The following is a 19,477-nucleotide window of genomic DNA, read 5'->3' as shown; positions in this document are numbered from 1 at the left end:
AATGAATAGAATAATAATAGTTGTGTTGCTGTTATGCTTTGGGCAAATAGCTTTTGCACAACACGAGGGGCATGATCAATCAGTGCCAAAAAACAAACAGAGTGACACATATACCTGTCCGATGCACCCGGAGGTGAAATCATCGAAGCCCGGAAACTGCCCTAAATGCGGAATGAAGCTGGTGGTGCAAAAGCAGAAAGGCGTTCAGCCAAAAAAGAAAGTTCCTGCTGAAAAAAATGCGCCGAAAAAGACAGATGATATGAAAATGGCTCCGAAAAAGGAAGCAGCCAAGCCTTCTCAACCAGTAACCTATACCTGTCCTATGCATCCTGAAATCCACGCTACCAAACCGGGCAACTGCCCTAAATGCGGAATGAAACTGATAAAGGAAAAGTCCGCTGAGGTTCCGGCTGACCATAATGAAATGGATATGCCAATGAAAGAGAACCGTGAGAGTGAAAAAATGGAGGAAATGGAGGGCATGACTGGTATGCAAATGGGCGATAATAATGTCACGCTGGAAAACATAAAAAAAGCAAAAGCAAACTTAGGGCCTATAAAAACTATTGCAAGCCCTGAGCCACCAAGAACAGTCCGCTATGATCTGTACATCCGCGACACGATAGTTACCTATGGCAAAAAGCCAAAACGGGCAATAGCGGTAAACGGCCAGATACCAATGCCTACGCTTACGTTTACACAAGGCGATACAGCCGAAATTTATGTTCATAATGAGTTGGATGAAGAAACATCGCTGCACTGGCATGGATTGTTTTTGCCCAATCGGATGGATGGCGTTCCTTTTCTGACGCAAATGCCAATTAAGCCTGGAGAAACCTACCTATACAAATTTCCTATTGTTCAACATGGTACCCATTGGTACCACAGCCATAGCAAATTGCAGGAGCAGATTGGCATGTACGGGTCGTTCATCATGAATAAACGGGAAGAATGGGACATCCCTACTATTCCTGTTATACTGAGTGAATGGACAGATATGAAACCTGAAGAAGTGCATCGCAGTTTGAAAAATGCTACCGATTGGTTTGCCATTAAGAAAGGTGCAACCCAAAGCTATGCTGAAGCTATTAAAACAGGACATTTTAAAACAAAGGTTGGCAATGAATGGAAACGTATGAATGCGATGGATGTTAGTGATGTATATTATGATGCTTTTCTGATTAACGGAAAAAACCAAAGCACCTATCCCAAATTTAAAGCAGGCGACAAAGTACGGTTGCGCATAGCTAACGGAGGCGCATCTGATTATTTCTGGCTCACCTATTCGGGAGGGAAGATAACGGTCGTAGCAAGTGATGGTAATGATGTAGAACCTGTGGAAGTGGATCGGTTGATTATAGCCGTGTCAGAAACGTATGATGTCGTGGTAACCATTCCTGAAAATAAAAGCTACGAGTTCCTGGTTACGCCTGAAGACCGGACTAAGTCCGCTTCCCTCTGGTTAGGGGACGGAGAAAAAGTACCAGCCAAGAAACTTCCAAAGCTGAAATATTTTGCCGGAATGAAAATGATGAACGACATGATGGACATGCAGGGCAATATGATCGAAATGGAGGGTATGAAAATGCAGAACCAGGTCATGGATATGAACACGGTAATGTATCCTGAAATCACCGGCCCGGAAAATCCGGCTGATACTGCAAAAGCAGATCAAATGCAGATGAACGGTGGTATGCATGACATGGCTGGGATGGACAACTCCAGCTCCGATATCGTAACGCTCAATTACAATATGCTCCGTGATCCAAAGAAAACAACGTTACCAAAAGGCCCCTGGAAAGAATTGAAATTCGAGCTTACCGGCAACATGAACAGATATGTATGGTCACTGGATAATAAAACCGTTTCCGAAAGCGACAAAATCCTGATCAAAAAGGGAGAAAATGTGCGGATAATTATGTTCAACAACAGTATGATGCGTCACCCGATGCACTTACATGGGCATGATTTCAGGATATTGAACGATCAGGGGGCATATGCCCCAATGAAAAACGTACTCGATATTATGCCTATGGAGCGGGATACCATCGAATTTGCAGCCTCAGAGCCCGGAGGCGACTGGTTCTTCCATTGCCATATTTTGTATCACATGATGAGTGGCATGGGCAGGGTTTTTAGCTACCAGGATACGCTGGTTGACAAAACGGATATCACAGATCCCAAAGTAGCCAAGCGGGGTTTAAATTCAGATGACAGGCAGTTTCACCCAATGGCAAGAATTGGTCTGGAAAGTAATGGCAGCGATGGCGAAATTATGCTGGCAAACACCCGCTACAAGCTTTCTACCGAATGGCGGATTGGGTTAAATAAGGATATGGGATACGAAAGCGAAAGTCACTTTGGAAGGTATCTTGGCAGAATGCAGTGGTGGTTTCCGTACATAGGATGGGATTTCCGGAAAAGGACAGTTGATCCAAATGAAAAAAACCTGTTCGGCCAGTCACTTGCCCCAGGAAGGAACCTATTCGGGCAGAGCAACACCAAAAACTTCCGGCAGGTTTTTCACATAGGGTTGCAGTATACATTACCCATGCTGATCGTAGCAGACGCTTCATTAGACAATAAAGGCAATGTTCGCTTCCAGCTCATGCGTGAAGATATACCGCTCACAAGCCGGTTAAGAATGAACTTTATGGCCAATACCGACAAAGAATACATGGCAGGCTTCAGGTATATCGTAACTAAATATTTTTCATTGTCTACCCACTACGATAGTGATATGGGATTGGGAGCCGGGCTTACAGTAACTTACTAAATAAAAGAATATGGAACATACCTATAAAGTAACCGGCATGAGCTGTAATGGCTGCCGTACAAAGGTTGAAAGTGCATTGAACGGCATTGACGGTGTTTCCGCAGAGGTTACATTGGAACCACCACAGGCAAGGATTAAAATGGACAAACACATCCCAACAGAGAAATTGCAGCAGGCGTTATCTGCTGTTGGAGACTATACTATTAACATGTCTGTGCACCAACTTAACGATAAGAACCATCAACATGCAGAACACAATCATGGCAGTGCCATTTCGCATATACATGGGACACCTGCTTCAAAGCCTGCCTCCGGAAATAGCGGTGGCAAGTATTATTGCCCCATGCATTGTGAGGGCGATAAAACCTACGATAAGCCTGGGAACTGCCCTGTTTGCGGTATGGACCTCGTACAGCAGCCTTCGGTAAAGAAAGCTGCAAAATACACCTGCCCTATGCATCCCGAGATTATCCGGGATGAACCCGGTTCCTGCCCGATATGCGGCATGGATCTGGTGCCTATGGAGGCCGACGCTGAGGAAGAGGATAAAACCTACACCAGTCTGCTGCGGAAATTTAAAGTAGCAACCATTTTTACAGTCCCTATTTTCATCATCTCCATGTCAGAGATGATCCCAAACAATCCCTTGTTTGAAGTGATGCACCTCAAATACTGGAACTGGGTACAGTTCGCCCTGTCCATCCCGGTCGTGTTCTATGCCACCTGGATGTTCTTTGAGCGGGCATGGCGGTCACTTATCACCTGGAAGTTAAATATGTTTACACTCATTGGCATTGGTGCCGGAGTAGCCTGGCTTTTTAGCGTTCTTGCCCTATTGTTTCCCGGTATTTTCCCTGACCAGTTTAAAACCCACATGGGAACAGTTTACGTCTATTTTGAAGCCGCTACGGTTATTCTTACACTGGTATTATTAGGTCAGGTACTGGAAGCGAGGGCGCATGGAAAAACCAACAGCGCCATTAAAGAATTGCTGAAACTGGCACCTAATAACGCCACAAAAATCGTGGGAGAAAAGGAAATGCTCGTAAATATTGATGATATTCAAAAGGGAGATTTGCTACGTGTGAAGCCGGGTGAAAAAGTACCGGTTGATGGAAGCATTAAAGTTGGAGAAGTAACAATTGATGAATCTATGATCTCCGGCGAACCTATCCCTGTTGATAAGAGACCGGGAGACAAAGTAAGTTCAGGCACCATAAACGGGAATAAGACTTTTACGATGCTTGCTGAAAAAGTAGGCTCGGAAACTTTACTGTCCCAGATCATTGAAATGGTCAATTCTGCAAGCCGTTCAAAAGCACCTATTCAAAAACTGGCCGATAAAATTTCCGGCTATTTTGTGCCGATAGTGGTGTTGATAGCCATCATCACCTTTATTGTATGGGCAATCTATGGGCCGGAACCCGCTTATGTATATGCATTCGTAAATGCGATAGCGGTATTGATCATTGCCTGCCCATGCGCTTTGGGCCTTGCCACGCCAATGTCGGTTATGGTGGGTGTTGGAAAAGGCGCTAAATCTGGGGTGCTCATAAAAAACGCGGAATCTCTGGAAAAAATGAATGCCATTGATGTGGTGGTCATTGATAAGACTGGAACTGTTACGGAAGGAAAACCATCTGTTGAAAAGGTCATCAGCGTAAAACCCGAACTAAGCGAAAATGCTATTCTTCAAAAAATAATATCACTTAATAGCAGCAGTGAACACCCATTGGCGCAGGCAACGCTTCGCTACGGAGAAGAAAAGAAACTAAGCGTCCAGCCAGTTTCAAATTTTGAGGCGGTTACTGGGAAAGGGGTTATAGGGATGCTGGAAGGCAAAAAACTCGCTTTGGGCAACAGGAAACTGATGGAACAAGTGGAAGCGGACGTTTCGTCTGAGTTGCATGAACAGGTCAAAGCGGAGCAAAAACAGGGTAAAACAGTATCTTATCTGGCCGTAGAAAACGCAGCCGTCGGTTTTGTAGTCATTTCGGACAAGATTAAAGAATCGAGCAAAGATGCCATCCGCAAATTACAGGAAGAGGGTTTGAAAGTGATGATGTTTACAGGCGATAATGAAGATACGGCAAGAGCGGTAAGTAAAACATTAAACCTTGACGGGTATAAAGCCCAGATGCTGCCTGAGAATAAACTGGAAGAAATAAAGCGTTTACAGTCTGAAGGGAAAAAGGTGGCAATGGCAGGCGATGGTATTAATGATGCCCCTGCATTGTCTCAGGCGGATATTGGCATTGCCATGGGCACCGGCACCGATGTAGCCATAGAAAGTGCAGCAATTACTCTGGTAAAAGGTGATTTAAACGGAATTGCCAAAGCCCGGCTGTTGAGTCACAAAGTGATGCGAAACATTAAAGAAAACCTGTTTTTTGCGCTTGGATACAATGTATTGGGGATTCCTATTGCAGCAGGAATTCTATATCCATTTTTCGGTCTGCTGCTTTCGCCGATGATTGCGGCCCTGGCCATGAGTTTCAGCTCAGTATCCGTTATCCTGAATTCCTTACGGCTGAGAAGTGCAAAATTGAATGAAATAAAAAGTTAAATCCTATATCAAATGAAAGACGATAGTAATTTTAGAATCTCGGTCACCTTAAAAGGTACCGATCAGAAGACACACTTAAAGGTGCATCATAAAGATGAAACTTTCGGAGTGGAATTGGATGGGGGAACAGTAACCATATTAAACAACGGTGATAACTCATGGAGTATAGTCGATGGTGAACTTGACCAGTTAAACGTCAATCTAATTGGTGATGCAATTGAAAGATTTTATAAAGAACAGGGCTGGTGAACTATGATCTACTCTAAGTAATAAACAAATTCAATTTAAAACTTTTAACATGAAAAGCGAAAATCAAAATAATCAACATGGAACAATGGAACACGGTGGTAACCCATATCCAAAATTCCTTCTGATGCTGGCCATTTCCTTCATCCTTATGTATGGTATTATGTTCTTAAATGTTGACGAGACAGACCATATCTATTTGAGCGTTACCAGGACTTATATGTCTATTCTCATGGTTTCGGCAATGGCATTAGTTATGTTGCCGATGATGGGTAAAATGTATCCGAATAAAAGATTGAACAGGATGATTTTAGTATCAGCCGTTGTTGTGTTTATCGCAGTTTTAACCTTTTTAAGGCAGCAGACATTTGTAGGAGATGTTCAATATATGAAAGGAATGATACCTCATCATTCTTCAGCAATTATGACCAGTAAGAATGCGGACATTAAAGATCCCGAAGTAAAGAAACTTTCAGAACAGATAATTAAATCACAGGAGGAAGAGATTGCCCAGATGAAAGCCAAATTAAAAGAAATGGAAAAGTAACCAAATTATGAAATCAAAAGTTCAGTCCCGCTTTAAACGAAGATTAGTACATCATGTAACTTTAACACTGGTCAGTATTGTTCTGCTTGCAACTGTCTATTTCACTTTAAAATCACCTGATACTACCTTTAAATGGAGCATGAGTACAGCGTATGTGTCCCTTTTGCTGCTGGGATTAACCTTAATCACCGGTCCGGTTAATCTCCTGCTCAAACGTCGTAATCCGGTTTCTACAGATCTGCGCCGGGATATTGGGATATGGAGTGGAATTATTGGCCTGGCCCATGTTGCCATTGGTTGGCAGGTACACATGGGCAATATGCTGCTTTACTTCTTTAAGGAAGATAAGACCACTAACGAATTAACGCTTCGCTCAGATTTATTTGGCTTTGCTAATTATACGGGATTGGCAGGGGCGCTTATTTTAGTGCTTTTATTGGCACTTTCAAATGATTTTTCGCTTAGGAAATTAAAAGCTACGCGATGGAAATACTGGCAGAGATATAACTATTTCTTCTATTTATTGGTAATCATTCATGCTATTTCCTATCAGGTTATTGAAAAACGAGAAATTCCTTACCCTGTCTTACTAACAATCCTTCTACTACCTGTTTTGATTATTCAACTAATCGGGTATTTCAGATATAAAAAGAGAAGCGCTATTAAATCTATTGGTAACATGGAAATAAATCAAGAACGCTAAAAAGGCCTGCGATCATGAAAGATAAAGTCATCAAAATATTCAAGTCCAATGTAGGGTTTATTATCGCAATTGCTTTTCTGGTTGTTATCACGTTAAATCCACAAGCCAAAGGCTTTGTCTTGGGTGGACTTATCAAAACCGGTTTATATCAGCCAAAAGTAAGTAATACTAAACCAGAAAGAAGCTTAGTACCCACAGTCAACTCAATTCTCTTCACGTCTTCAGACGGAAAAATTTTAGACTTGGCACATTTAAAAGGCAAAGTAGTTTTTCTGAATTTTTGGGCTACTTGGTGTCCTCCATGCATTGCAGAAATGCCTTCTATAAACTCCTTATATAATAAATTAAAGAAAAATGAGAATGTGATTTTCATTCTTGCAGATGTAGACAGCAATTTAAAACGTTCAGATAGTTTCATGAAAAAGAACAAGTACAATCTTCCAGTTTATATTCCTTCCGGCCCTATGCCACATCAATTGTTTCAGGGAAATCTACCTACTACAGTTATTATCAATAAAAGAGGAGAAATTGTATTTAATCACGAAGGAATGGCAGATTATAGTTCGCCTGAAATTGAAAAATTTATAGTTGACTTATCTAAATAAAATGAAGATAGGCCCATTCAAAAAGCTTGCACTTGAAAATCAAATTGTTTCGGCTTCAAATCAATAAATTGAACACTGTTGAATTCAACTCATTGTATGTTCTCTTTTAAATTGTTTAGCAGTCTGTCCGAATACGCTTTTAAATATCTTATTTAAATGGCTTTCATCTGTAAAGTTCATTTCATCAGCAATTTCAGATATGGTAAGATCACTAAATTTAAGCCGTGTTTGTATCAGGTTGAGTTTATATCGAGTGATATAGTCCTTAATCGTGTTACCTGTCTCGCTTTTAAAATACCGGTTCAGATAGTCTGGAGATTTATTAAACCAGGTAGCCAGATTTTCTATTTTAATTAGTTCCTTATCATAAATATGTTCCTGGATATAAGCCGTTATTTCATGAATTTTACTCTTCGGGTTTTGCTTTTTTGAAAAGGTGGTCATACTTTCCTGAATGTTTCTGGCAATAAGATGAAGAAGTAAAAAAACGATATTCTGAAGAATGATTTCTCCGAAGATCTGGTTCTTCTCTTTTTCTTTGATCAACTGATAAATCAAAACCTTAAAGAGGTTCCGGTCGGTGTTGGCTATAATATTTCCCTTAACATTATGATGATTGTGGAAAATGTATTCCAGCCTTTTGAAAAAGTCGCTAACATCCATTTTCTCCTCCTGTCTGTGGACACTTTTCGCGAAAAAACTTTTTGTAAAGTCAACGATACAAAATTTGGTTGGAGTAACAATCTGAAAAGTATGGGCATCTTCCGGTGTCAGCAAAAACACATCCCCCTTTGAAAAATCAAAATGGTTATTGTTGATATTATGAACGCCCGAGCCATCAAGAACGTAAATCAATTCAAAAAAATGATGTTTGTGAAGGCCGGATTTATTAGTAGCAACCTCCTTAATAGTCACCTCTACATCCTTAAAAAGCTGTACTGATTTCATAGTACAAAGCTACCGAAAAATGTCGGTTTTTTACCTGTTTTGCCGTTGCTGATTTAGTTAAATTTGCAGACATATATGTTTATGGAAAATCGGGAGGAAACAGGAGACGAGATTATTATCTATCAGTGTGTTGGACTGAACTGTAGAAAGAAGAAGAGCAAACTGTTGGAAAAATACCTTAAGAAGTACAGGTTGCAGGATAAAATTAAAACTGATGCAATGGACTGTAGCGATAGATGTAAAAATGCTCCAGTCCTGCATCTGCATCCTGATGATAAATGGTTTTCAGATAAGGATTTAGGAAACGTTTTTAAAAAATATATTCTCAATAGATAAATATGGCAGAATTAACAATATCAAAATCGGAGAACGGTGGCTTATCATTTGGTTCGTGGGAAAAACATGGAGCGGCCATTGTAACAAGCCTATGTCTCGTTTTTATTGTTTTGGCATGGATGGCCGGAAAGAATGAAATGGCTGGTCTTGAAATAGCTTTATATATTTTAGCATATATAGTTGGCGGTTACCAAAAAGCCCGCGAAGGATTAGAAACGCTCATTAAAGAGAAAGACCTGGATGTGGACTTATTAATGGTTGTTGCAGCGATTGGAGCAGCATCCATTGGATACTGGATGGACGGCGCAATTCTGATTTTCATTTTTTCACTGAGTGGAACCTTGGAAGGCTATACAATGGAGAAGACGAACAAGGATATTCAATCCATCATGAAGCTCCGGCCGGAAGAAGCAGTGCTGCTCGAAAATGGAGAAGAGCGTAAAATCAAAGTTGAAGACCTGAAAAAGGGAAATGTAATCTTAGTTAGACCGGGTGATCGCATTGCGGCCGATGGTATAATAATCGAAGGCTATTCGGCGGTAAACCAGGCTTCCATTACTGGCGAGGCAATCCCTGTGGATAAAAGTAAAGGAGATGAGGTTTTTTCGGGTACAATCAATGGGCAGGGTGCGCTTGAAATCGAGGTAACCAAACCAACGGAAGAGACCATGCTTGCCAAGATCATTCATTTGGTACAGGAAGCGAAAAACGAAAAACCTCCAAGTCAGCTTTTTGTAGAACGTTTTGAAGGAATTTATGCTAAGGTTGTAGTAGTTGTTGCTATATTATTGATGGTGTTACCTCCGTTTTTAATCAACTGGACATGGGACGAAACCATTTACAGGGCAATGATTTTTCTCGTTGTAGCTTCCCCTTGTGCTTTAGTATCTTCCATTATGCCCGCTATTTTATCAGGTATATCGAACGCCGCAAGAAAAGGAGTATTATTTAAGGGAGGTATTCACCTCGAAAATGTGGGTGGTGTTAAGGTTGTAGCGTTTGATAAAACAGGAACGCTTACCAGCGGAAAACCTAAAGTAGTAGATATAATCCCTTTTACAAATTTTAGCGAGATAGAACTGTTGCGGGTAACTGCTTCAATCGAAACGCTGTCGGAACATCCGCTTGCCAAGGCAATAGTGCAAATGGCTAACGAAAAAAACATTTCTTTATCAAAGCCTAAAGAATTGCAGGCGGTGCATGGATTAGGGGTTCATGGTACACTGAACGGAACTATGTATAAAATAGGGAAATTGGATATGCTGGAAGATATAGCAATATCCGATGAACACTTGCAAATTGCAGACCGGCTTGAAGCGCAAGGAAAGACTATAGTATTTGTATCTACAGACGAGCGAGCTATTGGCCTGCTTTCAATTGAAGATACAATACGCCCCCAATCAAAAAAGGTTATAGACGAATTAAAGGCAAAAGGTATAAAGGTAGCCCTGTTGACTGGCGACACAGAAACAACGGGTAACGCAATTGGTAAACAGGCTGGTATAGATGAAGTTTATGCAGAACTTTTACCGGAACAAAAAGTAGAAGCGATAAAAAAACTGGAACGCAAATACGGCAAAGTTGCAATGATTGGCGATGGTGTAAATGACGCTCCCGCTTTAGCTACTGCGTCCGTAGGTATTGCGATGGGAAGCGCCGGAACAGATGTAGCCATGGAAACAGCGGATATTATCCTGATGGCAGATAACATAGAAAATATTCCGTTTGCGATTTCCCTGGGCCGTCGGACAAGCAGGGTAATAAAGCAAAACATAGCCTTTGCCATTGCGGTTGCTTTAACTTTGGTGACACTAAACTTTATAGGCGGTATAATCAATTTGCCCGAGGGTGTGGTTGGACATGAAGGCAGTACGGTACTGGTAATATTAAGCGGTTTAAGACTATTGAAGTAAATATGGAAATATACAATGTAGAACAGCTAAATTCTATCATACTGCATAGGCGTAGCATATATCCCTATCAATATGAAAAAGGTAAAGTTGTGCCTGATGAAGTTATCTGGCAGATATTGGAAAATGCAAATCATGCTCCAAATCATAAGCAAACAGAACCTTGGAGGTTTTCCGTGTTTACTGGTGAGGGGTTGAAATATTTTGGAGAACTGCAAGCCGAAATATATAAGCGATATTCAGGTGAGAGTTTCAATGAAGGAAGGCATAAGAAATTAATAGATTACCCGCTGATGTCTTCTCACGTCATCGCTATCGGCATGAAGAGAAATGAGGCTGACAAACTGCCGGAAATAGAAGAGATAGAAGCCACAGCATGCGCTGTTCAAAATATGTTTTTAACCGTTACAGCCTACGGCTTGGGTTCTTATTGGACAACAGCAGGAATTACTTATTTTGAAGAAGCTAAATCCTATTTTCATTTGAATGCGAAGGACAAATTGTTAGGCTTCTTCTATATTGGCTACGTGGCAAAGCCATTGCTCGTCCCGTCTAAAAGAAGGCCTATTCAGGAAAAAGTTAACTGGACTAATAATTGTGGAACAATAAATGAATTATTTGATAACAAAAACGTAAAATCATGAAGAAAGTAATTTTAACGGCAGTATTTGCAACAGCATCTTTTATCGCTTTTCAGGCTTGTAACAATAGCGGCAGCAATAACAGCAGCACCGAAATAGAAAATACAGATGTTGTTCCTTCAGGAACATACACAGGGACCGCTGACAAAGTAGATCCCGATGAAAAGGAAATTTACGTTAAAACCACTGATGGAAAAACGCTGGAGCTTTATTTTACAGATCAGACAACGCTTACAAAAAATGGTCAAACAACAACATTTGACGCATTAAAGGAAGGACAAAATCTTGAAGTTACCGTTGAAAAGAAAGGCAAAAGATTAGAGCCAATCGCTGTTAAAATCATGGAATAAATGAATGAAATTCCAATTGTTGGTAGAACTGAACTCTGGCATCCTTTATTTGTTCATTTTCCCATCGCCTTATTGATTTTAGGCACCCTCGTTGGACTCGCATATCTTATATGTAAAAAATCTGGTTTTGCTGGTAATTTAAGATTTACAATGTCATTGCTTTTATGGTGTGGCATTGTATTCTTTTGGATAGCATTTTATACCGGCAACCTTGCTTACAGTGTAGAAGTAAGAAGAATATGTGATCCTACCGTACTGAAAGATCATTTGAAATGGGCATATATTTCTGGCGCCCTGTTTTCTCTTGCCGCGTTTTTAGATATCATTCAAAAGATTTGGCAAAATAGAATAAATAGATTTTTATCAGTACTTATCATTTCTTTGATGTTAATAGGGTCAGTTTCCCTGGGATACGATGGACACTTAGGAGCCTCGTTAGTTTATCAGCAGGGAGCTGGGGTTCACAAACCTGCTTCAGATTGCAGTGACTACAAATAATTTATGGAAGGCAGCGACAACAAATCATTACCCTCAGGCAGCGGATTAAAAACGACATTAATAGGTATTATAGTTAGCGGCGTTCTGGCTATAATCAAGGCATTGGGAGGGATATTGGGACATTCCTATGCTTTGATAGCTGATGCCATAGAATCTACTGCGGATATTTTTACATCAAGTATGCTTTGGCTCGGATTAAAATGGTCTGCAAAACCCGCAGATAAGGAACATCCTTACGGTCATGGCAAAGCAGAGGCCCTAACAGCAATTGGAATAGCCCTTGCTTTAACCCTGGCAGCCTTTATTATTGCTAAAGAAAGCGTCCATAATATTCTAACTCCGCATAAAACACCTGCTGCATATACATTGATTATTCTCGTGGTTGTTATTGCTACAAAAGAATTGCTGTATCGGTTTGTTCTTAAAACGGGCCTTGAACTAAATAGTGGTGCTGTAAAAGCCGATGCCTTTCATCATCGCAGCGATGCCATTACTTCTGCAGCCGCTTTTATAGGGATTACCATTGGTTTAATCGGTGGCAAAGGATATGAAGTGGCAGATGATTACGCCGCATTATTTGCCTCTTTAATTATTGTGATCAATGCTTATAAAATATTTAGGCCCGCTATCGGTGAACTGCTTGATGAAGATCTTGAACCGGAACTTAATCAAAAAGTCAAACAATTGGCTGCCGAAGTTCCGGATGTCATCCTCGTTGAAAAATGTCATACCCGAAAAATGGGTGTAATGAACCATGCCGATCTTCATCTATGGGTAGACAAAAATTTATCTGTGGAAGAGGGACATACTATTGCTCACAAGGCCAAAAATCATATCCAAAATAGTCTTCCCCAGTTTATTGATATCATGATTCATATAGAACCGGCAAAATAATTTTCAACCAGTAACTAAAATTCATATCTTTGCAAGATTCATGAAGTTTACAGCTTCCATATTGACTATCGTTATCTTGGCAATGCATTTTTTGCCTTGTTCTGATGCTTTTGCCCTAAACAAAAGTAGCCGGTATGAATCTGTACAACAATCTGCCGATAATGAGGATACACATAAGGCCTTTGATGAGTGCACCCCCTTCTGCTCTTGTGCCTGCTGTGCTATTCCATCGGTAACACAAGCACAAATCGCAATAAAACTTCATGTGCCTGACTATTCAAACACATACAGGCCACATACACCCGGCAATTTTATTGATGTCAGTCTGCCCATCTGGCAACCTCCTCAATTAATCTCTTAAGTTTTCTTTTTTGTGTACATGCCTCCTTCCGGCGTGTATAACTCAATTATTATTTCATTTTTTATCTGATGATTATGGCTAAAAAGTCCAGGTCATCCGGTCGACATTACGCTCGGCATTATAGTTCAAAAAGCTATAAAAAGCCTCGTTGGATGCGAATTACAAAGGCTGTTGCTATGGCAATCATTATAGTCTTTCTAATTATGGCCATCGCCGGTTTGATCCTTCATTCGATATCTCATTTTAAATAAGATATGCTTAAAAAGATTATTGAATTTTCAATCCAAAATAAATTAGTAATCGGGCTATTTACCCTTGCGCTGATCGCATGGGGAGTATATTCTCTTAAAAAGCTTCCGATTGATGCTGTACCCGACATTACCAATAACCAGGTACAGGTAATTACATTAAGCCCTTCTCTCGCAACCCAAGAGGTGGAGCGCTTAATTTCCTTCCCGGTTGAACAAACTATGGCTACTATTCCCGAGATCGAACAAGTACGTTCCATCTCCCGGTTTGGTCTGTCTGTTGTAACTATTGTTTTCCATGATGATGTGGACATTTACTGGGCCCGGCAGCAGGTAAATGAAAAGCTTTCAGAAGCAAGGAATAATATTCCTCCCGGACTGGGCAATCCAGAAATCGCTCCCATTTCTACAGGCTTAGGCGAAATTTATCAATATGTTATCCACGCAAAACCAGGTTACGAGAAGAAGTACAATGCGCTGGAATTAAGGAGCATCCAGGATTGGATTGTCCGCAGGCAGCTTCTTGGAACGCCCGGCATAGCGGAAGTAAACAGTTTCGGCGGTTTGCTAAAACAGTATGAAATAGCTTTAGACCCCGATAAACTCAGAAGCTTTAATATCAGTATTAGCAACGTGTTTGATGCTTTGGAACAAAACAACCAAAATACCGGGGGGGCATATATTGACAAAAAGCCCAACGCTTACTTTATCCGCAGCGAAGGCCTGGTGGGAAGCTTGGAAGACATCAGCAAAATAGTGGTAGAAAATACAAGCAATGGCATTCCCATATTAATCAAAGATATCGCAACTGTACAGATAGGTAATTCTATCCGGTATGGAGCTTTAACGAGAGCTACAAAAGAAAGTCAGGGGGAAGCAGTAGGCGGCATTGTGATGATGCTGAAAGGCGCTAATGCTAATGAGGTCGTCAAGCTGGTTCAGCAAAAAATAGATCGCATCAACCAAACGCTGCCCGAAGGAGTTACTGTTGAACCCTATCTCGATAGAAGTGCTTTGGTTGATCGAGCCATAGGCACTGTTGCAAAAAATCTGATAGAAGGAGCGCTGATTGTTATTTTTGTACTTGTTCTTTTCCTGGGAAATTTTAGGGCGGGCTTAGTTGTAGCATCTGTTATTCCCCTTTCTATGCTTTTCGCAATTTCCCTGATGAATGTTTTCGGCGTATCGGGAAACCTGATGAGCCTCGGCGCAATTGACTTCGGATTAATTGTGGATGGTGCCGTAATCATCGTAGAAGCAACCATGCACACACTTGCCGCCCATGGATTAGTAAAGGCCTATACTCAGAAAGAAATGGATGAGAAGGTAACTAAATCAGCTGTTCGCATGATGAGTGCAGCTGCATTCGGCCAAATCATTATTCTTATCGTGTACCTGCCTATTCTTGCCTTGGTCGGCATTGAAGGAAAGATGTTCCGGCCGATGGCTCAGACGGTATCGTTTGCGATTTTAGGCGCTTTCATTCTTTCCCTAACCTACGTACCAATGGTGTCTTCCTTGCTTTTAAGTAAGAAGGTATCGCACAAAAAGAACTTTTCAGACAGAATGATGGATTTCTTTCAGCGAGCGTATTCGCCTATGATCCATGCAGCTTTACGCAGACGCTTATTGGTGGTAAGTTCTGCAGTGGTATTACTCATAATTAGTGTTTTTCTGTTTATGAGAATGGGAGGTGAATTTATACCGACGTTGGAAGAAGGAGATTTTGCCATAGAAACCCGCTTACTTACAGGAAGTTCTTTATCTCAAACAATTGATAAGGTAAACCAGGCTTCTAAAATATTGGTGAATGAATTTCCAGAGGTAAAGGAAGTCATTGGCAAGGTTGGAGCCGCTGAAATACCTACAGACCCAATGCCTATGGAGGCTACGGATCTGACTGTGATTTTAAAAGACAAGGGCGATTGGGTAAGTGCTGATAGCCGCGAAGAGCTGGCTGAAAAAATGACTAAAGCGTTGGAAAATGTGCCTGGTGTTACCTTTGGCGTTTCTCAACCGATTCAGCTTCGCTCAAATGAATTGATTTCCGGTGTCAGGCAGGATATAGGAATTAAGATTTTTGGAGATGATCTACAGGTTTTGACAGACCTTTCTCAGAAGGTTGGAAGAATAGTGAACACAGTTGACGGCGCTAAAGATTTGTATTTGGAGCAGGCAACAGGGTTGCCGCAAATTGTTGTGAATATTGACCGCGATGCAATCGCCCGGTATGGATTAAGCGTCGGAACCGTTAACCAAGCTATCAGTACCGCATTTGCCGGACAGAGTGCGGGGCTTGTCTATGAAGGTGAAAGACGGTATGATTTGGTGGTCAGGCTTTCTCAGGAAAACCGGCAAGATATCAAAGATGTAAAAAACATCTACATCACGGCACCTAACGGCAACCAGGTTCCATTAGACCAATTGGCTGATGTCCAATTCCAGGTCGGGCCAAACCAAATACAGCGTGAGGATACCAAGCGTAGAATTATTGTAGGATTGAATGTAAGGGGACGTGATATTGCCAGCGTAGTTGAGGAAATTCAGCAAAAGATCAATCAAAAAGTAAAGCTTCCGCCGGGCTATTATATTACCTACGGTGGACAATTTGAAAACCTGCAGGCTGCCAAGCAAAGGTTATCTATCGCTGTTCCCGTTGCTTTATTGCTCATTTTATTGTTGCTGTATTTTTCTTTTGGTTCGGTAAAACAATCTCTCCTCATTTTTACGGCCATCCCAATGGCGGCAATAGGCGGTGTATTTGCCTTGCTGCTCAGAGGTATGCCTTTTAGTATATCGGCTGGTGTTGGCTTTATCGCTTTGTTTGGTGTGGCTGTGTTAAATGGAATTGTACTCATCACCGAGTTTAATCGGTTGAATAAGGAGAACAAGTATAGTTTACGTGACATAGTTATTAAAGGGACAGCGATCCGTCTGAGGCCGGTATTGATGACCGCCGCCGTGGCTTCGCTCGGATTTTTTCCGATGGCAATTTCTTCTGCCGCAGGCGCCGAAGTACAGAAACCACTGGCTACTGTTGTAATTGGTGGACTGATCACCTCCACTATACTTACTCTAATTGTTTTACCTGTGTTGTACACCTATTTCGAGTCTTTCAAAAGAAAGAAAAAGGGAATTTCCGCCGCAGTAATAGCTCCCGGTATTATTGGCTTGCTTTTATGGTCTCCGACAGCCAGGGCACAGGAAATCAACGTCGGTCAACCGCTAACCATGCAGCAGGCCATAGCTATTGCGATACAAAATAATCAGGCTGTAAAATCATCGCAGTTGCTCATTAACCGGCAACAGGCTTTAAGAGGAACCGCGATAGATTTAGGAAAAACCAATATTGATTTACAGTATGGACAGATGAACACATTGGAGAAAGATAACAACATCAGCGTTCAACAGAATATTCCTTATCCTGGATTGTTCAAAAACCAGCGGAATTTAAACCAGGCACAAACCAAAGGTGCTGAGATTAATCTTGCCGTTACGCAAAATGAATTGACCTACCAGGTAAGGAGTACCTATACACAATTGGCTTATTTCCTGGCACTACAGGAGTTGTATCAAAATCAGGATACGGTTTACCGGAATTTCCGGAGGGCAGCTTCTTTGCGTTATCAGACCGGGGAGACAAATTTACTTGAGCAAACCACAGCAGAAACGCAATACAATGAAATCCGTAATCAAATGACAAAGAACCAGTCTAACATTGCGATATATACATCTGAATTACAACGGCTCTTAAATGTTATGGAGAAACCGGAAATCATTAAAGCGGACTTTAAAAAGGTTATCTGGAATACCCGCATATTAGATAGCGCCATTGTATATAATCCCCAGTTGGCTTACCAAAAACAGCAGATTGATATCGCTGACAAAGCAATTGGTGTAGAAAGGGCTAAAGCAGCACCAGATTTTAATTTAGGATATTTTAATCAGTCAATTATTGGTTCTTATACAGTAAACGGGCAGGCTGAATATTTTGGCAGCAACAAGCGGTTTCAGGGTGTTCAGGCAGGCATTTCTATTCCGTTGTTTTTCAAACCATACTCTTCCCGCATTAAAGCGGCTAAAATTGAGAAACAGGTAGCAGAAAGCCAATTTAGCTTGTTCCAAACCAATTTAAAAGGACAATTTAATCAGGCTTACCAGGATATGTTGAAAGATGAGAAAAGCCTTGACTATTATGAAGAAAGTGCGCTTCCTAATGTTGACCTGATCTTAAAACAGGCTCAGATTGCATTTCAAAATGGTGAGATCGCCTATGTTGAGTTCTTACAAGCTTTACGCACCTATTCTGATATCCGATTTAATTATCTGGAAACACTCAATCAATACAATCAATCAGTTTACACCTTACAATATCTTATTGGTCAATAAACAAGTTCATAAAATGGAAAAATATATAAAAATAAAAGGCCTCATTGCTTATCTATTCCTGGCTGCCGTTTTACTGGCCTCTTGTGGGAACGAGAAAACGACAGAAGAAAACGGAACAGCGCAGCAGGCAACGGCCCCGGAAGAGGAAAATTCTGTGGAGCTAACACAATCACAACAAAAAGCGATAGGATTGACGTTAGGTTCGCCGGAGAAAAAACCGTTGAGTGGAATACTAAAAGTGAACGGTTACATAGATGTTCCCCCGCAAAATCTGGTAAGCATAACCACCCAAATGGGTGGCATTGTCAAATCCACGCCATTACTACAGGGCAGCATGGTAAAGAAGGGGCAGGTAATAGCTGTTTTGCAAAATCAGGAATATGTGGCCATGCAGCAGGATTATCTTGAAAGCAAAAGCCGTCTAGAACTTACTGACGCAGAATATAAGCGGCAGCAAACACTTGCGCAGCAAAATGTAAATTCCCAAAAGGTATTGCAACAAGCAAAAGCAAATTATCAAAGTGCGCTGACGCAGGTTAATGCATTGAAGGAACGCTTGCGGTTGATTAATATTAATTCACAGACCCTGACTGCCCAAACCATACGCAGCCAGATCAATATTTATTCCCCTATAAGCGGATATGTCACCAAGGTAAATGTAAACACCGGGAAATTCGTAAATCCAAACGACGTGATGTTTGAGATAGTAAACGGCTCAAATTTGCATGTAGAGTTGAATGTGTTTGAAAAGGACGCAGTAAAAGTTCACCCCGGCCAGAAAGTGTTTTTTACCCTTACCAATGACACTACGAAACGAACGGCCGTTGTGCAGTTGGTAGGCAAAGAAATTAATCCTGACAAGACCATAACAGTACATAGTGTTGCAAATGGCAGTAGTGTACATTTTATACCCGGCACTTATGTTAAAGCTTTTATAGAAACAGGAAGCAATGAAGTGCTTGCTTTACCAGAACAAGCAGTTGTAGACTTTGAAGGTAATAAATATATTTTCATAGGTACCGAAAGTAAAAACGAGACGGTGTCAACTAAAAATAATGGAGATGAACAGGCCGAACGGACTTATCATTTCAAAATGACACCAGTAACCACAGGTATTTCCGACGCAGGTTATGTAGAAGTTCAGCTACCTGAAAATTTAGATGCCTCTGGGAAGGTTGTTACAAAAGGAGCTTACGACTTATTGTCGAAACTGAAAAACAGCGAAGAGGAGTAACTTAAACTATACAGCCGGGCAAATGTCCGGCTGTTTTGATCCAAACATGAAAGAGATTTTCAATGAATTTGAAACGGATTTAAAAGATTTAAAGCCGAAAGTGAGGGAAAAAGCTATAGAAATAGCTTCCGGACTACTGATCAAAAAAAATTATACCCGGCAGGATGCTTTAAAAGAAGGAATAAGGCAGGCTGAGGAATGGTTTCTTGACTTAGAAGGCTAAAA

Annotated in this window: 17 protein-coding genes; 16 read left to right on the top strand and 1 reads right to left on the bottom strand. The window is 41.1% G+C overall.

What is annotated here, in order from left to right; translation table 11 throughout:
- The first annotated feature begins 1 nt into the window (after nucleotide 1).
- From BCY91_RS10920 to BCY91_RS10895, 6 genes are read left to right on the top strand one after another with little or no spacing between them, the layout of a single operon-like run.
- Nucleotides 2-2,776 (top strand): multicopper oxidase domain-containing protein, encoded by a 2,775-nt coding sequence (locus BCY91_RS10920; RefSeq protein ID WP_120181993.1) that lies wholly within the window; start codon nucleotides 2-4, stop codon nucleotides 2,774-2,776.
- A gap of 10 nt (nucleotides 2,777-2,786) precedes the next feature.
- Complete coding sequence (locus tag BCY91_RS10915) at nucleotides 2,787-5,342, top strand: heavy metal translocating P-type ATPase (protein ID WP_120181992.1); 2,556 nt, start codon at nucleotides 2,787-2,789, stop codon at nucleotides 5,340-5,342.
- 12 nt (nucleotides 5,343-5,354) lie between these two features.
- Nucleotides 5,355-5,591: a hypothetical protein gene (locus BCY91_RS10910; protein ID WP_120181991.1), complete on the top strand. Its 237-nt coding sequence runs from the start codon at nucleotides 5,355-5,357 to the stop codon at nucleotides 5,589-5,591.
- Between the two features lie 49 nt (nucleotides 5,592-5,640).
- The gene (locus tag BCY91_RS10905) at nucleotides 5,641-6,135 is read left to right on the top strand and encodes a DUF305 domain-containing protein (protein ID WP_120181990.1); all 495 of its coding nucleotides are present in this window, start codon (nucleotides 5,641-5,643) and stop codon (nucleotides 6,133-6,135) included.
- 7 nt (nucleotides 6,136-6,142) lie between these two features.
- Nucleotides 6,143-6,838: a ferric reductase-like transmembrane domain-containing protein gene (locus tag BCY91_RS10900; protein WP_120181989.1), complete on the top strand. Its 696-nt coding sequence runs from the start codon at nucleotides 6,143-6,145 to the stop codon at nucleotides 6,836-6,838.
- Nucleotides 6,839-6,852: 14 nt separating this feature from the next.
- Entirely contained in the window at nucleotides 6,853-7,443 is a 591-nt protein-coding gene (locus BCY91_RS10895) for a TlpA family protein disulfide reductase (protein ID WP_120181988.1), read from the top strand.
- Between the two features lie 84 nt (nucleotides 7,444-7,527).
- On the opposite strand, the gene BCY91_RS10890 is transcribed toward BCY91_RS10895, so the two are convergent.
- Nucleotides 7,528-8,391, bottom strand: coding sequence for an AraC family transcriptional regulator (locus BCY91_RS10890; RefSeq protein ID WP_120181987.1), 864 nt, complete (start codon nucleotides 8,389-8,391; stop codon nucleotides 7,528-7,530).
- A gap of 81 nt (nucleotides 8,392-8,472) precedes the next feature.
- Here BCY91_RS10890 and BCY91_RS10885 point away from each other — a divergent pair, with 81 nt between their 5' ends.
- The 10 genes from BCY91_RS10885 to BCY91_RS17615 all read left to right on the top strand — a co-directional run bounded on the left by BCY91_RS10885 (nucleotide 8,473) and on the right by BCY91_RS17615 (nucleotide 19,475).
- Entirely contained in the window at nucleotides 8,473-8,727 is a 255-nt protein-coding gene (locus BCY91_RS10885) for a (2Fe-2S) ferredoxin domain-containing protein (protein WP_220699471.1), read from the top strand.
- A 2-nt stretch (nucleotides 8,728-8,729) separates the two neighbouring features.
- Entirely contained in the window at nucleotides 8,730-10,640 is a 1,911-nt protein-coding gene (locus BCY91_RS10880) for a heavy metal translocating P-type ATPase (protein WP_120181985.1), read from the top strand.
- Nucleotides 10,641-10,642: 2 nt separating this feature from the next.
- On the top strand, nucleotides 10,643-11,281 hold the full coding sequence (locus tag BCY91_RS10875) for a nitroreductase family protein (protein ID WP_120181984.1): 639 nt from the start codon (nucleotides 10,643-10,645) through the stop codon (nucleotides 11,279-11,281).
- A complete protein-coding gene (locus BCY91_RS10870; RefSeq protein ID WP_182995361.1) occupies nucleotides 11,278-11,628 on the top strand; it encodes a hypothetical protein in 351 nt (116 codons plus the stop codon). The genes BCY91_RS10875 and BCY91_RS10870 overlap by 4 nt, the downstream gene beginning before the upstream one ends.
- Complete coding sequence (locus tag BCY91_RS10865) at nucleotides 11,629-12,126, top strand: DUF2231 domain-containing protein (protein WP_220699470.1); 498 nt, start codon at nucleotides 11,629-11,631, stop codon at nucleotides 12,124-12,126.
- 3 nt (nucleotides 12,127-12,129) lie between these two features.
- On the top strand, nucleotides 12,130-13,020 hold the full coding sequence (locus tag BCY91_RS10860; RefSeq protein ID WP_120181983.1) for a cation diffusion facilitator family transporter: 891 nt from the start codon (nucleotides 12,130-12,132) through the stop codon (nucleotides 13,018-13,020).
- 40 nt (nucleotides 13,021-13,060) lie between these two features.
- Nucleotides 13,061-13,381 carry a DUF6660 family protein gene (locus tag BCY91_RS18080; protein WP_394341550.1) on the top strand — a complete coding sequence of 107 codons (321 nt, stop codon included), beginning with the start codon at nucleotides 13,061-13,063 and terminating at the stop codon, nucleotides 13,379-13,381.
- 254 nt (nucleotides 13,382-13,635) lie between these two features.
- Complete coding sequence (locus tag BCY91_RS10855) at nucleotides 13,636-18,018, top strand: CusA/CzcA family heavy metal efflux RND transporter (RefSeq protein WP_120181982.1); 4,383 nt, start codon at nucleotides 13,636-13,638, stop codon at nucleotides 18,016-18,018.
- 13 nt (nucleotides 18,019-18,031) lie between these two features.
- On the top strand, nucleotides 18,032-19,252 hold the full coding sequence (locus BCY91_RS10850; protein WP_120181981.1) for an efflux RND transporter periplasmic adaptor subunit: 1,221 nt from the start codon (nucleotides 18,032-18,034) through the stop codon (nucleotides 19,250-19,252).
- Nucleotides 19,253-19,298: 46 nt separating this feature from the next.
- Complete coding sequence (locus tag BCY91_RS17615) at nucleotides 19,299-19,475, top strand: hypothetical protein (protein WP_182995360.1); 177 nt, start codon at nucleotides 19,299-19,301, stop codon at nucleotides 19,473-19,475.
- Nucleotides 19,476-19,477: the final 2 nt, after the last annotated feature.

This window comes from Pelobium manganitolerans (genome assembly GCF_003609575.1).
In the GTDB taxonomy this organism is placed as follows: domain Bacteria; phylum Bacteroidota; class Bacteroidia; order Sphingobacteriales; family Sphingobacteriaceae; genus Pseudopedobacter; species Pseudopedobacter manganitolerans.
Note: the sequence above shows the minus strand (reverse complement) of the source record. Positions and strands in the feature narration are given on the sequence as shown.

What these genes read in the sequence shown, in the direction of transcription:
- BCY91_RS10920 (WP_120181993.1), top strand. Translation starts at nt 2, where the DNA reads ATGAATAGAATAATAATAGTTGTGTTGCTGTTATGCTTTGGGCAAATA.
- BCY91_RS10915 (WP_120181992.1), top strand. Translation starts at nt 2,787, where the DNA reads ATGGAACATACCTATAAAGTAACCGGCATGAGCTGTAATGGCTGCCGT.
- BCY91_RS10910 (WP_120181991.1), top strand. Translation starts at nt 5,355, where the DNA reads ATGAAAGACGATAGTAATTTTAGAATCTCGGTCACCTTAAAAGGTACC.
- BCY91_RS10905 (WP_120181990.1), top strand. Translation starts at nt 5,641, where the DNA reads ATGAAAAGCGAAAATCAAAATAATCAACATGGAACAATGGAACACGGT.
- BCY91_RS10900 (WP_120181989.1), top strand. Translation starts at nt 6,143, where the DNA reads ATGAAATCAAAAGTTCAGTCCCGCTTTAAACGAAGATTAGTACATCAT.
- BCY91_RS10895 (WP_120181988.1), top strand. Translation starts at nt 6,853, where the DNA reads ATGAAAGATAAAGTCATCAAAATATTCAAGTCCAATGTAGGGTTTATT.
- BCY91_RS10890 (WP_120181987.1), bottom strand. Translation starts at nt 8,391, where the DNA reads ATGAAATCAGTACAGCTTTTTAAGGATGTAGAGGTGACTATTAAGGAG.
- BCY91_RS10885 (WP_220699471.1), top strand. Translation starts at nt 8,473, where the DNA reads ATGGAAAATCGGGAGGAAACAGGAGACGAGATTATTATCTATCAGTGT.
- BCY91_RS10880 (WP_120181985.1), top strand. Translation starts at nt 8,730, where the DNA reads ATGGCAGAATTAACAATATCAAAATCGGAGAACGGTGGCTTATCATTT.
- BCY91_RS10875 (WP_120181984.1), top strand. Translation starts at nt 10,643, where the DNA reads ATGGAAATATACAATGTAGAACAGCTAAATTCTATCATACTGCATAGG.
- BCY91_RS10870 (WP_182995361.1), top strand. Translation starts at nt 11,278, where the DNA reads ATGAAGAAAGTAATTTTAACGGCAGTATTTGCAACAGCATCTTTTATC.
- BCY91_RS10865 (WP_220699470.1), top strand. Translation starts at nt 11,629, where the DNA reads ATGAATGAAATTCCAATTGTTGGTAGAACTGAACTCTGGCATCCTTTA.
- BCY91_RS10860 (WP_120181983.1), top strand. Translation starts at nt 12,130, where the DNA reads ATGGAAGGCAGCGACAACAAATCATTACCCTCAGGCAGCGGATTAAAA.
- BCY91_RS18080 (WP_394341550.1), top strand. Translation starts at nt 13,061, where the DNA reads ATGAAGTTTACAGCTTCCATATTGACTATCGTTATCTTGGCAATGCAT.
- BCY91_RS10855 (WP_120181982.1), top strand. Translation starts at nt 13,636, where the DNA reads ATGCTTAAAAAGATTATTGAATTTTCAATCCAAAATAAATTAGTAATC.
- BCY91_RS10850 (WP_120181981.1), top strand. Translation starts at nt 18,032, where the DNA reads ATGGAAAAATATATAAAAATAAAAGGCCTCATTGCTTATCTATTCCTG.
- BCY91_RS17615 (WP_182995360.1), top strand. Translation starts at nt 19,299, where the DNA reads ATGAAAGAGATTTTCAATGAATTTGAAACGGATTTAAAAGATTTAAAG.